This window comes from Streptomyces sp. NPDC005962, assembly GCF_040629205.1.
In the GTDB taxonomy this organism is placed as follows: Bacteria; Actinomycetota; Actinomycetes; order Streptomycetales; family Streptomycetaceae; genus Streptomyces.
Genome location: NZ_JBEXVE010000014.1, coordinates 89,343 through 103,693, shown reverse-complemented (window position 1 = coordinate 103,693; position 14,351 = coordinate 89,343). Strand labels below are relative to the sequence as shown.

The 14,351-nt window shown below is 72.9% G+C and carries 11 protein-coding genes; 4 read left to right on the top strand and 7 right to left on the bottom strand.

From position 1 onward, the window contains the following. Positions 1-4: 4 nt before the first annotated feature. The 4 genes from ABZ370_RS23645 to ABZ370_RS23630 all read right to left on the bottom strand — a co-directional run bounded on the left by ABZ370_RS23645 (position 5) and on the right by ABZ370_RS23630 (position 7,881). Positions 5-3,934: an AAA family ATPase gene (locus tag ABZ370_RS23645; protein WP_358624242.1), complete on the bottom strand. Its 3,930-nt coding sequence runs from the start codon at positions 3,932-3,934 to the stop codon at positions 5-7. Beyond that, a complete protein-coding gene (locus tag ABZ370_RS23640; RefSeq protein ID WP_358624240.1) occupies positions 3,931-5,091 on the bottom strand; it encodes an exonuclease SbcCD subunit D in 1,161 nt (386 codons plus the stop codon). The genes ABZ370_RS23645 and ABZ370_RS23640 overlap by 4 nt, the downstream gene beginning before the upstream one ends. Before the next feature lie 160 nt (positions 5,092-5,251). Further along, positions 5,252-7,072 carry a SulP family inorganic anion transporter gene (locus ABZ370_RS23635; protein ID WP_358624238.1) on the bottom strand — a complete coding sequence of 607 codons (1,821 nt, stop codon included), beginning with the start codon at positions 7,070-7,072 and terminating at the stop codon, positions 5,252-5,254. Positions 7,073-7,278: 206 nt separating this feature from the next. After that, positions 7,279-7,881: a carbonic anhydrase gene (locus ABZ370_RS23630; protein WP_358624236.1), complete on the bottom strand. Its 603-nt coding sequence runs from the start codon at positions 7,879-7,881 to the stop codon at positions 7,279-7,281. Positions 7,882-8,056: 175 nt separating this feature from the next. Between ABZ370_RS23630 and ABZ370_RS23625 the strand changes: the two genes are divergently transcribed. Further along, positions 8,057-8,851, top strand: a complete 795-nt coding sequence (locus tag ABZ370_RS23625; RefSeq protein WP_358624233.1) for a response regulator transcription factor — start codon at positions 8,057-8,059, stop codon at positions 8,849-8,851. Continuing rightward, complete coding sequence (locus tag ABZ370_RS23620; protein ID WP_358624230.1) at positions 8,848-10,347, top strand: HAMP domain-containing sensor histidine kinase; 1,500 nt, start codon at positions 8,848-8,850, stop codon at positions 10,345-10,347. Before ABZ370_RS23625 ends, ABZ370_RS23620 begins: the two co-directional genes overlap by 4 nt. Positions 10,348-10,353: 6 nt before the next feature. Here the strand turns inward: ABZ370_RS23620 and ABZ370_RS23615 are convergent, their stop codons facing one another. The 3 genes from ABZ370_RS23615 to ABZ370_RS23605 all read right to left on the bottom strand — a co-directional run bounded on the left by ABZ370_RS23615 (position 10,354) and on the right by ABZ370_RS23605 (position 11,784). Continuing rightward, positions 10,354-10,983, bottom strand: a complete 630-nt coding sequence (locus tag ABZ370_RS23615) for a YigZ family protein (protein ID WP_358624228.1) — start codon at positions 10,981-10,983, stop codon at positions 10,354-10,356. 9 nt (positions 10,984-10,992) lie between these two features. Continuing rightward, positions 10,993-11,271 (bottom strand): hypothetical protein, encoded by a 279-nt coding sequence (locus tag ABZ370_RS23610; RefSeq protein WP_358624225.1) that lies wholly within the window; start codon positions 11,269-11,271, stop codon positions 10,993-10,995. Between the two features lie 195 nt (positions 11,272-11,466). Further along, positions 11,467-11,784 (bottom strand): helix-hairpin-helix domain-containing protein, encoded by a 318-nt coding sequence (locus ABZ370_RS23605; protein WP_358624515.1) that lies wholly within the window; start codon positions 11,782-11,784, stop codon positions 11,467-11,469. A 489-nt stretch (positions 11,785-12,273) separates the two neighbouring features. Between ABZ370_RS23605 and ABZ370_RS23600 the strand changes: the two genes are divergently transcribed. Then, complete coding sequence (locus ABZ370_RS23600; protein WP_358624222.1) at positions 12,274-13,089, top strand: hypothetical protein; 816 nt, start codon at positions 12,274-12,276, stop codon at positions 13,087-13,089. A 14-nt stretch (positions 13,090-13,103) separates the two neighbouring features. Then, entirely contained in the window at positions 13,104-14,303 is a 1,200-nt protein-coding gene (locus tag ABZ370_RS23595; protein ID WP_358624219.1) for a copper amine oxidase, read from the top strand. Positions 14,304-14,351 lie beyond the last annotated feature (48 nt).

Sequence of the window (14,351 nt, the reverse complement as noted above, 5' to 3'; positions counted from 1 at the left end):
GCTCTCACCCCGGGGCCGCGGTGGCGGTGCGGTGGCGCACCGCCGAGCCCTCGCGCCCCTTCACCACCTCCAGCCGGGCCGGAATCCGCTGGCGCAGATCCGCGACGTGGCTGACGATGCCGACCGTGCGGTCCCGTTCGCGCAGCGAGTCCAGGACGTCCAGCACCTCGTCGAGGGTCTGTTCGTCCAGGCTGCCGAACCCCTCGTCGATGAAGAGCGTGTCCAGCCGGACCCCGCCCGCCTCGTCCGTGACGACGTCGGCGAGCCCGAGCGCGAGCGCCAGTGAGGCGAAGAACGTCTCGCCGCCGGAGAGGGTCGCGGTGTCGCGCTCCCGGCCGGTCCAGGCGTCGATGACGTGCAGCCCGAGCCCGGAGCGGCCGCGGCCGCCCGCGCGGGCGTCGGAGTGCACCAGGGTGTAGCGCCCGGACGACATGTGCCGCAGCCGCGCGCTGGCCGCGGCCGCGACCTGCTCCAGCCGCGCGGCCAGTACGTACGCCTCCAGCCGCATCCGCCGCTCGTTGTCGGCGGAGGTACCGGCGGCGAGGGTGGCGAGGCGGGCGACGCGGTCGTACTCCTCACGCAGCGGGGCGAGGCGGCGGGCGTCCTCGACGGCCTGCGCGGAGAGCCCGTCCAGGTCCTGGCAGCGGGTACGGGCCGCCGCGTCGGCCGCCGAGGCGTCGCGCAGGGCCCGGGTCGCCGCGGCGGCGGCGGCCCGGGCCGCGGCGAGGTCGGCGGGCGGCGACTGCGCCGCGGCGGCGAGCCGCGGATCGGACAGCTCGGCCGCGACGGCCGCCGCCTCCGTCTGCCACTCGTCCAGGCGGCGCTGCGCCTCGCGCCGCCGGTCCGCGGAGAGTACGGCGTCGGCCGCCGCCTCCGGCGTGTCGAAGCCCGCGCGGTACGCGGCGTCGGCGAGCTGCGCGCCGGCCTCCTTCAGCCGCCGCGCGGCGGCCTCGGCGTCACGTACCGCCTCGGCCGTCCGCGCCAGCAGCCCGGCCTGCCGCTCCAGCCGCGCCGCGCGCTCGGCGACCGTGGCGTCCCCGCCGCGGGCCTCCTCCAGCTCGGCGAGCAGCGCGGCCCGCTCCCGGGCCAGCGCCTCGCGGTGCGACGTACGGGCCGCCGATCGCCGCTCGGCCTCCTGCCGCTGGGCCAGCCGCCGGGCGTGCTCGCCCTCGGCCCGGTCGAGGGCCGCGCGGGCGTCGCGCCCGTCGGCGGCCGCGGCGCGGGCCTCGGCGTACGCGGTGCGCAGCTCGGCAAGGGCGCGGTCCAGCGCCTCCACCGCGCCGCCGTCCGCCCCAGCCTCCGCGCCCGCCAGGGCCTCCTTCAGCCGCTGCGCCCGGCGCTCGGCCTCGTCCCGCTCCGCCTCGGCCCGCTGGTACTCCTCCAGCGCGGCTTCCTCCGCCGTACGGTCCACATGCCCGGCCCCGGGGCGCGCCGGGTCCGGGTGCTCGCGGCCCCCGCACACCGCGCACGGCTCGCCCGGGCGCAGCCCGGCCGCCAGCTCGGCGGCGATTCCGCGCAGCCGCCGGTCCTTGAGGTCCAGCCAGCTCTCCCGGGCGGCGCCCGCCCGCTCACGGCACCGCATCAGCTCCTCCTCCGCCCGCTGCCCCAGCGCGGCGAGGCGGTCGCGCTCGCGGGCGGCGTCGAGCCGCCGCTCGGCGGGCTCGATCCGCGCGCCGAGCTGCTCGGCGCGGGTGGCGGCCTCGTGCGCGGCCTCGATGCGCGCCTGGTGCGCGAGCCGGGCCGACTCCCACCCGCCGAGCCATTCGGCGGCCTCCTCGACGGCCTCGTCATCGGCCCGCGCCTCGCGGTCCAGCTCCGCGATCTCCGTAACCACGGCCCGGGCCCGCGCCTCACCCCGCCGGGCCGCCCCCAACGCCCCCAGCTCCCCCCGAACCCGCCCCTCCACCATCGCCAACCACGCGCCCCCGGCCCCGGCAAGCGACCCGCCGTGGCCCGGAGCGGTCCCGTCGTGCTCGTGCGATCCGGTTGCGCTTCCCCCACCGGGCGCCAGGACCGCGCCCCCGCGAGCACTCGACCCCCCGTAGGCCACCGCGCCACCCACCTCGTCAGCTCGCGACCCCACCGACCCGGCGGGCCGGTCGTCCGGAGCGGCGTCACCGGGCGCCACGGCGCCGCGCGCATGCGGCACCGCACCACCCGCCTCCGCAGGGTCGCCCCGTTGCCCAGTGGCGGGTCCGACGGACGGCCGATCGCCGGACACCTGCGGCGTTCCAGCCCGTCGCCCGTCCCACGCGGCAGCCCGGTCGCCCGGCGCGGCGTCCCCGGACGCGTCAGCAGCCTCCGGCCCCGCCTGCCCAACACCGGTCCCCGGGGCGGCGGGTCCCACCGACGGGCCGTCGGCGGACGTCCTCGACGGCAGTTCCGCAGCACCCGGCTCCGGCGGCACGGTCCCCGCCTCGGCAGGCGGGCCGTCCCCGCCCTCGCGCTCGGCGACGTACCCGCGCGCGGCGCCCTCCCCGCCAGGGGCCGGGACCGCGCCCCTACGGGCACGCGACTCACCCAACCGCTGACCGCCACGCCCCTGCGGCACCGCACCGCCCACCTCGGCAGGCTCCGGCCTCATCGGCCCGGCGTCGCTGGGGTCCGGCTCGCCCTGTCCCGCGGCATGCTCGTGCGGGCTGGAGGGGCCCGGCCCGGGGGTCTCGGGCGGAGTGGCTTGGCCCATCGTCGTACGGCGGTCCGCGTCAGGCAGGCCCGACGGGCTGGTGCCGCGGGCGGGCGGCACCGTGGCTGGGGGCCCGGGCGCGTCACCTGGCCGGGGCGGGGTCGACGGCTCGTGGGCGTCCGGCTCGGCGGACGGGCGCTGGGGCGGGACCGGGAAGGGTGCCAGGGTGGCCAGGTGGGCGCGGGCTGTGTGTTCCGCGGCGGACGCGCGGTGGTGGGCGTGGGCGGCGGTGGTGCGCAGGTCCAGGGCGGGGGCCACGGCGTCGGCGGCGCGGGCGCGGTCCAACAGGGCGTGCAGCCGGTCGCGTTCGGCGCGGCGCAGCTCCAGGTCGTCCGCGCGGTGCCGCGCGGCGGCGTGGCGGCGCTGCGACGCGTCGCGTTCGCTCTCCGCGTCGGCCGCACGGCGGGCGGCCTCGTGCAGGGACTCGGCGCCGCGCAGCGCGGACAGCGCGATGTCGCGCCGCTCGCGCGCGCCCGCGCGGGCGAGGGCGGCCCACTCCAGGACGGCGCCGGTCAGGCCCGGTTCCCCGGCGGCGGCCTCCGGCAGCGGGTGGGCGTCCAGTTCGGCGGAGCGGCCCGCGGCCTGGGCCATGCGGTGGGCGAGCGCGAGGAGCCGTTCGTCCCCGCCGAGGACGCGCTTCTCGGCGGCTCGCCGCAGCTCGGCGAGGCGCTCCTCGACGGCGGCGAAGCGGCCGGTGTCGAAGAGCCTGCCCAGCAGCTTGGCCCGGGCCGGTTCGTCCGCGCGGAGGAAGCGGGCGAAGTCGCCCTGCGGCAACAGCACGACCTGGCAGAACTGATCCCGGTTCATGCCCAGCAGCTGTTCGATCTCCGCGCCGATCTCCTGGTGCGAGCGGCTGAGCGCCTTCCAGGTGCGGGAGTCGGCGTCGTAGACGCGCAGCAGGCTCTGCGCCTTCTCGCGGGTCACGCCGGTGCCGCGCTTCTTGGGCCGGGGCTGCTCGGGCCGCCGGGTGATCTCCAAACGCCGTCCGCCGACGGTGAGTTCGAGGACGACCTCGGTGGGGGTCAGCGGCTCGGCGTGGTCGCTGCGCAGCGAGAGTCCGCTGCCCTGCCGGGCGCCGGGCACCTGCCCGTAGAGCCCGTAGCAGACGGCGTCGAGGACGGAGGTCTTGCCCGCGCCGGTGGGCCCGTGGAGCAGGAAGAGCCCGGCGGAGGAGAGTTCGTCGAAGTCGACCCGCTGGGTGGCGCCGAAGGGGCCGAAGGCGGTGACGGTCAGCCGGTGGAGCCTCATCGCGGGTCCTCCCCTTCCGTCCGGACGGCTTCGAGGGCGTCGCCGAGCAGGACGGACTCCCCCGCGTCCGGGCCCCGCCCGCCCCGTACGTGGGCCACGAAGTCCTCGGCGATCTCCCGGTCGGTGCGGCCGCGCAGCCGCTGCGCGTAGGAGGCGAGGGGGTCCTCGGGGGGCCGTTCCGGGTCGAAGACGAGGGTGAGGACGTGCGGGAAGCGCTCCGCGAGCCGGGCCATCGGCTCATGCGGCCGCACCGGGTCGGTCAGCGTCGCCTCGACCCACGCCGCCTCGTGCCGGGCGAGGCCGGGGTCGGCGAGCAGGTCGTCGAGGCGCCCCCGGAGGCGGGCCAGCGGGCGCGGTACGGGGCAGTCGACGCGCTCGGCGGCGCCGATCGCGCCCTCGGCATCCAGGTCCACGAGCCACATGGACTTGCGGTGCGCGGCCTCGGAGAAGGAATACGCGAGCGGCGAGCCCGAGTAGCGGACGCGCTCGGTGAGGGTCTGACAGCCGTGCAGATGCCCAAGGGCCACGTAGTCGACGCCGTCGAAGACCTCGGCGGGGACGGAGGCGACTCCGCCGACCGTGATGTCCCGTTCGCTGTCGCTGACCGCGCCACCCGTGACGAAGGCGTGCGCGAGGACGACGGACCGGGTGCCGGGCGGCCGAGCGGCGAGGTCGGCGCGCACCCGGTCCATGGCGGCGCCGAGGACGGCCGGGTGTCCGGCGGCGGGCGCGTCCAACGTCTCCCGCACCAGGCGGGGTTCGAGGTACGGCAGACCATAGAAGGCCACATCGCCGTGGCGGTCGGCGAGGACGACGGGGGTGCCGCACCCGGCGGGGTCGGTGCGCAGATGGATACCGGCCCGTTCGATGAGCCCGGCGCCGACGCCCAGCCGCCGCGGCGAGTCATGGTTGCCGGAGATCATGACGGTCGGCACGCCGAGGCCGGCGAGCCGGTGCAGGGCGTCGTCGAAGAGTTCGACGGCGGCCAGCGGCGGTACGGCCCGGTCGTAGACGTCCCCCGCGACGAGGACGGCGTCCACCTGCCGCTCCCGCACGGTCGCGACGAGGTGGTCGAGGAAGTCCCGCTGTGCCGCGAGCATGCTGACCCGGTGGAAGGACCGCCCGAGATGCCAGTCGGAGGTGTGCAGAATTCTCAACGATCGACTCCGACCCGCACGCTTGTCCTTCCTCCACCCCGGTGTTCAGCAACGCGCCCGTACCGGATCAGCGATACGGGCACCGACCACGTTAACCGCGATCGGTGCCCGGGTCCGCACGGACCTCGCTTTTGTACCCGTGTGTACCTGTGTTCTCCGCTTACCTGCGGGTCTCGCCCCACCGGTGGTCGTCGAAGAGGTCGACGCCCTCGGGGTAGCCGGTGCCGTAGCCCGTTCCGTAGGCGTGATGGACGTCGTGGTGGTCGTCCAGGGGGCGGGGGTCGAGGTAGTACCACTCGGCGGTGGGTCCGGGACCGGCGGCCGGATCGGCCATCGCCTCCGGCCCGGGGTCCGGCTCCTTGGCGGCCTTGGCCGCCTTCGGCGCGTTCAGCTCGTTCGGCATCAGCAGTTCCACCCGTACCCCGGGGGTGGCCCGCTTCTGGGCGACGAACTCCTCGACCTGGTTGCGGCAGGCGTGATCAAGATGGGTGACGCCCATCAGATCGAGCCGGATGCGCTCCTTCCCGGAGGTGCCGACGGCTTCGAGCGCGTCGATGAGGTTCGGCAGCCGCAGGAAGGTGGCGTTGCCCTTCATGACGACCTTGGCGGTGTCGCCCTCGACGGACGTCTCGACGGAGGTCTGCGACATCCGCAGCGCGGCCAGCACGATCCCGGCCGCGAGCCCGATCAGCACCCCTTCGAGCAGTGCGGTGGCGACGATGGCGAGGGTGGTGGCGAGCATCACGAAGAACTCGCCGCGGTCCTGGTGCCACATCTTCGGGAACTGCTCGGGGGCGAGCAGCTTCCAGCCGCTGTGGACGAGGACACCGGCCAGCACCGAGATCGGGATCAGCGCGAGGACACTGGGCAGCAGCAGCGCGAAGGCCAGCAGCCACAGGCCGTGCAGCGTGCGGGAGATCCGGGTCTTGGCGCCGGACTGGACGTTCGCCGAGCTGCGGGCGACGACGGCGGTCATGGGGAGCGAGCCGAGGATGCCGCAGAGGGTGTTGCCCGCGCCCTGGGCGATCAGCTCCTTGTTGTACTGGGTGCGCTTGCCGTCGTGCATCCGGTCGACGGCGGCGGCCGTGAACAGGCTCTCCGCCGAGGCGATGACGGTGAAGGTGACGATGGCGGTGAGGATCGCGGGGTCGGCGAGCCCGGCGAACTGTTCGGGGCCCGGGACCTGGATGGCGGCCAGCAGATTGCCGACCTGGAGCGTCTTCACCTCGACGCCGGGGAGCGCGGCGATGGCGATGCCGATGCCGACGGCGACCAGCGCGGCGGGGAGCTTGTTGAGGGGCCCCGGCACCTTCTTCCAGACGAAGCTGAGCACGACCGTGGCGATGCCGAGTCCGGCGGCGATGGCCGCCTGCGGGTTCGCCAGGGTGTCGGCGATGAGCGTGGGGACGCCGAGCATGTTCTCGATGGCCACGCCGGGGGCCGCGTTGTCGGCCAGCGGATACGCCTGGCTGAACATCAGCGGCAGGCCGATTCCGGCGAGCATGCCCTGCACGACGGCGACGGAGGTGGCCTGGAACAACCGGCCGAGACGGACCAGCCCCAGCACGATCTGCAGGATTCCCGAGCCCAGCACGATCACGCCGAGCGCGGCGATGCCCTCCGCCTCCACCGTCTCGGCGACGAGCGCGGCGAGACCGGCGGCGGGCCCGCTCACCTGGAGGGTGCTGCCCGGGGTCATACCGACGACGAGGCCGCCGATCACACCGGTGATGATGCCGAGTTCGGCGGGGGCGCCCGAGGCGACGGCGACGCCGATGCACAGGGGCAGGGCCACCAGGAAGACGACGAGCGAGGCGCTGATCTCGGTGCCCCAGTTGATCCCGGCGGTCGTGCCGCCCTTGGGGTCGCCTCCCTTGGGGGCGCGCCCGGCTCCGCCCTCCAGACCGGCGCCCGCGCGGGCGCCGGGTTCCACCCCGGTGGCGGGGCCAGCACCGGCCCCGCCACCGGGTGTCTTAACCATCCCTTTTAAGGTCTCGAACCTTTCCGTTACCGGCCCGCTCCGGTCGTCCGGGGCGTATGCGGGGGCATGGGCCCGGGCGTAGTCGGCGGTGTGAGTTCCGGTATGGGCGCCGGTTTGAAGATCGGTTCGGGTGGGCCAGTCGTCGGCATAGAGCGGCGGTCCGGCCGCTCCCGTTGGCGCCCTTCCCCGGGCATGGCGTCCGGTTGTCATGGGTGCACCCGGAAGTCGCCGTCCGCTTCGAGTTCCCACAACTCGGCGCTGTCGACTTGGTAGAACCAGCCGTGCAGCCGCAATTGGCCGTTCTCCAGCCGGCGTCGGGCTCCCGGATATTCCTTGAGCGTGTCGAGCTGATTACGGACATTCAGCTGGGCCAATTCCCGCGTGCACGGGTCCTCTTCGGCGGAGCCGAGCTTCTGGCTCAGTCCCGGCCGGGCGAGGTCGAGCCAGGCGCCGACGCCGGGCAGCTGCGACAGATCCGCCCCGGAGGCCAGCGCCCCCATCGCGCCGCAATGCGAATGACCGCAGACGACGATGTCCCGGACGCCCAGCACCTCCAGCGCGTATTCGATGGTGGCGACCTCGCCGGAGACCAGGTGCATACCGTGCGGCGGAACGATGTTTCCCGCGTTGCGCAGCTCGAAAATCTCACCGGGCCGGGCCCCCGTGATGAGTGCCGGAATGACGCGGGAATCCGAGCAGGTGATGAACAAGGCCTGTGGAGATTGCCCGTCGGCGAGTTTCCGGAATTCGCCGCTGTCGAAATCGGCCCGGCGCCGGAACGAGCGGGCGTGTTCGAGCAGAGTCTGCATCGTGCCTCCCTGACGGGTGATTGTCACCAGATGCCATTCACCGTAGGGAGACGCAGGTCAGACGATGGCTAAACGAACACTAGAGCATTGCAAGTTCTTCCCCAATATTCGGGAGCGCACTCGCAACATTACAAAAACCGGGACGCGCATCCGGCGCTGCGGTAGACAGGACCCCATGACCGTACGAGCACTGCTGATCGAGGATGACGAGACGATCGCCGAACCCCTTGTCGAGGGGTTACGGCGATACGGGCTGACGGCCAGTCATGTCAGCACGGGTACCGCCGGGCTGGAAGGGCCGTACGGGGACATCGTTCTGCTCGACCTGGGACTGCCGGACATGGACGGCATCGATGTATGCCGCGGCATCCGCCAGGTCTCCGACGTACCCATCATCATGCTCACCGCGCGCGGTGAGGAGGCCGACCGGGTACTCGGGCTGGAACTGGGGGCGGACGACTACTTGGCGAAACCATTCAGCATGCGTGAGCTGATCGCCCGCATCCGCGCCGTGACCCGCCGCACCCAGCGCACCGAGGCCGCGTCCGCCATGCCCGCGGCCGTCCCGCACACCACCGCTCCTCCCCCGCCGTTCTTCGAACCGGAACCGGCCCCCGCCCGGGCTCCGGCACCCGCGCCGGTCCAGCACCAGACGCTGGAGGGCCAGGAGCCGCTGATCGTGGACCGCAGGACCCGGCAGGTGTGGGTGGGCGGCACCCCGGTCGCCCTCACGCCCAAGGAGTTCGAGCTGCTGGCCCTGCTCACCGAGGACCCCGGGGCGGTGTACTCGCGTCAGCAGATCCTCGACCGGGTGTGGGACCCGCACTTCCACGGCCCGACCAAGACCCTCGACGTGCACGTCGCCACCCTGCGCCGCAAACTCGGCGATCCGGCGTGGATACAGACCCTGCGCGGCGTCGGCTTCCGTCTCGCCGTGCACACCGGAGTTCCGGAGGCCGCCCGGCCGTGACCCGTCGTCTGCTGCTCGGCTATCTGAGCCTCGCCGTCCTGGTACTGCTGTGTTTCGAGATCCCGCTCGGCTACGTCTACAGCCGTTCCGAGAAGGAGCGGGTCATCTCCGCGGCCGAGGACGAGGCCGAGTCGGTGTCCGCGTTCGCCTCCCTGTCCATCATGGCGGGCCGCGAGGAGCGCGAACTTCCGGCGCGGGTCCTGCACTGCGCCGAGCGCATCGGCGGCGAGGTGCTCATCGTGGGCGCGGGCGGCGGTGTGCTCGCCGCCTCCCATCCGCTCCCCGCGGACCAGGCGCGGGACATCACGTCCCGGCCCGAGATCGCCGCGGCGCTGGGGGGCCATGACGCGATCGACGTACGGACCTCCACCATCGGCGGGGTCAGCTATCTCTCCGTCGCCCTTCCCGTCACCCACGGAAACCAGCTCCAGGGCGCGGTCCGGCTCATCGTCCCCACCGACGCGGTGCACTCCAAGGTGCACCGGGCGTGGCTGCTGCTGGCCCTGGCGGGGCTCGCGATCCTGACCGGGGCCGCCGTGGTGGCGCTGATCTTCGCCCGCTGGACCAGCGCTCCCATCGTGGAGCTGGAGCGCTTCGCGCACCGGCTGGCCGACGGCAAGGCCCCCACGCCCGCCCCCGTGACCTCCGGGCCGCCGGAGGTGCGCAGTCTGGCCGCCACCTTCAACCAGACCGCCGCGCGGCTGGCCCATCTGCTGGAGGCGCAGCGCGCGTTCGCGGCCGAGGCGTCCCACCAGCTGAAGACGCCGCTCGCGGCGCTGCGGCTGCGCCTGGACAATCTGGAACCCGATCTCCCCGAGCACGCCCGCCCCCAGCTCACCGCCGCGACGACCGAGACGGAGCGGCTGGCCCGGATGGTCGGGGGGCTGCTGGCGATGGCCCGGATGGAGGAGGGCGCCGTGACGCCGGAGCTGGTCGACCTGGACGAGCTGTGCACGGAGCGGCTGCACACCTGGACCCCGCTGTTCGAGAAGCACCATGCCCGGCTCGTCCTGCGCGGCGCCCCGGTCGGCCGGGCCCTCGCGGTGCCCGGGGCCGTCGAGCAGATCCTGGACAACCTGCTCTCCAACGCGCTGCGTTCGTCGCCGCTGGGCGGCACCGTCACCCTGGCTCTGCGCCACCCCGCGCCGGACCGCCGTCATCTGCACCGGGACGGCCGCCCCACCTGGATCGAGGTCCACGTCATCGACCAGGGCCCCGGCATGACCGCCGAACAGCGCCGCCGCGCCTTCGACCGCTTCTGGCGGGCCCCCGACTCCCCCAAGGGCGGCACCGGCCTGGGTCTCTCGCTGGTCCAGCGGCTGGCCCACGCCAGCGGCGGCGAGGCCACGCTGAACGCGGCCCCCGGCAGCGGGCTGGACGCCACGGTCCGGCTGCGGTCCCCGGTCAAGTCCGGCGGCCCGGGACGCCCGGCCAGAATGCACTTGCGCCGCAAACCCGTCCCGGAGCCGGAGCCCACCGCCCGGGCCCCGGTCTAGCCTCCGTCAGGGGGCCTCTTCGTATGCCTCGCCGCCGAGTTCCAGTCCGGCCGACCCGGCGGTGGCGTCCGCCAGCCAGCCGCGGAAGGCCTCCACGTCGGCCTCGGGCAGCCCCACCTCGATGGTCACCGCCTCCGTGTACCGGACGTCCCGTACCACCCGGCCGGTCGCGCGCAGATCGTTCTCCAGCTTCCCGGCCCGCTGGTGGTCGACGGTGACGGTGGCCAGCCGGAACCGGCGGCGGGTGACGGTGCCCAGCGCGTCCAGCGCCTCCCCGACCGCGCCGCCGTACGCGCGGATCAGCCCGCCCGCGCCGAGCTTCACGCCGCCGAAGTAGCGGGTGACCACCGCCACCACGTACCGGGTCTCCCGGCGCAGCAGCATCTGCAGCATCGGCGCGCCCGCGGTGCCGCCCGGCTCCCCGTCGTCGCCCGCCTTCTGTACGTCGCCGTCGGCGCCGATGACGTAGGCGAAGCAGTTGTGGTTGGCGGTGGGGTGTTCCTTGCGGACTCGCTGAATGACCTCCTGGGCCTCCCGCTCGGTCGCGGCGGGCGCGAGCGTGCAGAGGAAGCGGGACTTGTTGATCTCGACCTCGTGCACGCCCTCGCGCGCGACCGTCCGGTACTGCTCCTGCATCCGGCCACCCTACGCCGCGGCTCCTTCGCGAGCGGTGGCGAGGAGTGCGGCGTGGGCCGCCGCGGTGAGCACCACCGCGGCGAGCACCCAGGAGATCCAGTCGCCCGGGTTGGGCAGCCACTGCCTGCCCAGCGCGACCGGGTAGATGACCGCCGCGTATATGACGGGGACGGCGTTCCGCACGATCCCCTTCCTGGCGGCACCGAGGAACAGCAGGGGCGCCAGCAGCCCGGCGGAGAACACCACGCCCACGACCCAGAGGGCGCGGTGCCGGCGGCTGGTGTACATGGGGGTACTGGAGGGTGCGGTGGCGGGTAAGGGGTTCACGTTCACCTCTCGGCAGTCGGTGTACGGGTCATTGGTGTACGAGTCATGGGTGTACGGGCCATCGGTGTACGGGCCATGGGTACGGGCATGGATCGATCGTTTGGCCGATTTCTCACTCCCCGAACTCCAGTTCCGATGAAATGTTCGAGGGAGTCGCTAACCGCCCGGTTCCGAGCGGAGACAACTGAGGGCGCGCCGCGCGCTCTCGGCTCCGATTCCCTCCAGATCGCGCAGCTGCCGGGCGGAAAGACTGGACAACCGTTCGACACTGTCGACACCGGCCCGCAGCAACGTGTTGGCCAGCCGATGCCCGAATCTGTCGTGTCCCAGAACGTCGAAGAGTTCGCCGCCCTCACATGAGCAACCGGCCTCCCGGTCCGGCGTTCCCGGCCCTTTTCCCCCTACCCGGCATGCGGAGCACACATCGATCACCTGGCCATCCCGGAGTCTCCTGGCCCAGCTCAGCGGGACCATCGCCGCGCGTGCCGCGCTCACGCTGTCGGCCGCGTCGGATGTACAAGTGGCGCCACAGATGTCACATCGAATGGTGATCAAATGGCTCATGTGAGCATGATGGCAGACCCGCCGCCAACCGGCTTTGCACGTGGTCACTTTGCAGCCTCCCGGACCCCCACAGCATTCCCTGGAAGCAGTGCGTCGCACCCCTGAAACCGTGGTACTCGGCGAAATGCTGCACACCGGCACATGCATTTCTCACGGTGTCTTCATTACAAATGCGACTGTTACAGCGCCCGGAGGGGTGAAAACGTGAGCCCACAGTGGACAGCGCAGAGTTCGGGGGGATGCGCGCGCTGGGCGTAGACGTGTGAAGAGAAGAAGCGTCTCGATTCACGCCGATGAGTCGGCGGCACGCCCCAGCGGTCACACCCCTTGATGCCTGCCGGGTGCTGTCACGGAGCCCTGCCCCGGGCTCACTTGACCGACAACGGGAACGGCTGGGTGATGACGATCAACGCCAGTGGGGACGGTACGGCCGACGACGAAGGCCCTCGGAAACGGGGATGGCGCATATCCGCGGCCGTGGGCCTGGCGGCGGTGCTGACCGGCGGGGGGCTGGTGGCGCTGCAGGCCACCGGATCACCCGCGCCCGGCGGCTCGGAACCGGCGGCGAACATCGCCTCGCACACCGGGCCGCTGACGTCGGAGGAGACCCGGGAGGCGTCCCGGATCGCCACCGGCACCGCCACCGGGCAACGGCCCACCCCCCAGGGCGAGAAGCAGAACACCAAGGACAACAAGGCCGAGAAGAACGCCGCGGGCGGCTCCGGCGCCGAGGTGCTGGACACCCGCCGTCCGCCGCGCGCCAAGTCGGCCGCCGTCTCCGTCCCGGACAGTGAGGCCGAGGTCCAGCTCTACGACTACGCGTCCGACAGCCTGATCACCCGGCTCGTCGACCTGCGCTCCGGGAAGGTCCTCCGCTCGGCCCGTCAGCACGAGGTCCAGCCGCCGCCCACGCTGGCCGAGGCCCGGCAGGCGGTGAAGGTCATCCTGGCCGACCGCCGTCTCGGCGAGGGGATGCGCGCCTCCTACAAGGCGGAGACGAAGAAGCCGCTGACCTCGCCCTCCCAGCTGCTGATCCAGGGCATGTCGTTCCTCGGGTCCCGTGCCGAGGGCGTCAAGGGCGCCGAGCAGGTGTCGCAGTGCGGCGCCCACCGGTGCGTACAGCTCTTCGTACGCATTCCGGGCGGCAAGTGGATCGACACCAGCAGGATCGTCATCGATCTCTCGGCCGGGCGCACCGCCGTCATCGGCCTGTGAGGGGAGCTCAGCTCGTGTTCAGTTCGTTTCGGCGTGCCCGTGTGCTGATGGCCGTGGTGGGTCTGCTGACGCTGTGGGTGCCGGGCCCGGCGTCCGCCGCTCCCCGTAAGGCCGCGGCGGAGCCGTCCTGCCCCGAGGCCGACCGCATCGACCAGACGCTCAAGAACGGCGCCCGCTGGCAGATGTGCTGGAACATCGACCGCCAGACCGGTGTGGTGCTGAGCGATGTGACGTACACCCCCAACCGTGGTACCCCGACCCGTGTCCTGAAGAGCGCGTCGATCGCGGAGGTGCATGTGCCCTACGACAGCGGCCAGCCGCGCTTCTACGACGTGTCGTCCATCGGCCTCGGCGACCTCGGCGAGGGAACCCTCACCAAGCTCTCCAAGGACGACTGTCCCACCGGCAAGCTCTGGAACTACCAGAAGGCGCCCGTGATGTGCAGTCAGGAGCAGCCGCGGCCGTTCGCGTACAAGAGCGCGGTGGAGAAGTCCGTGCGGCACGGGACCGATCTGACCGTGTTCTCGGTGTCCGAGATCGGCTGGTACGACTACATCATGGAGTGGCACTTCTCCGACGACGGTGCCATCACCCCGCGCTCGGGCGCGACCGGTTCCCTCTCGCCGTTCGCGTTCTCCGACACCACCAGCGGCTGGCCGACGGGCGTGGGCTCCACCCGGTTCAGCGAGAACCACTCGCACAACATCTTCTGGCGGCTGGACTTCGATGTGAACGGCCAGTCGCAGAACGTCGTCGAGCAGTACGACTTCGAAGGCAACGGCACGGCCAAGCGCAGTACGAAGCGCACGGTGCTGTCCAAGGAGACGGGGGCGGATCTGGCGCCCGCCCGCTTCTGGCGGGTGATGAACCCGGCCGCCGAGAACGACGACGGCCACCCCATGTCCTGGGAGATCGACAACGGCGACAGCGACCAGTACCGGGGCCCGGCCGACACCGAGAAGTTCACGCAGCACGACGTGTACTTCTCGCAGTACCGGGAGTGCGAGCAGCTGGCGTACGGCAACACCGCGCCGGACTGCGCCGCCTCGGTGGACAAGTACACCAACGGAGAGAAGGTCACGGACCCGGTCGCCTGGGTCAGCGTCGACTACCACCACGTGCCCCGGGACGAGGACGAGGACCCGATGCCCACGCACTGGCAGAGCTTCCGGATCGTCCCCCGGGACGTCACGGCCATGAGCCGGCTGCCGTGACCGGACCGGGCGGTCGCGTCGCCCTCGTTCCCGCCCTTTCTTCCCTTC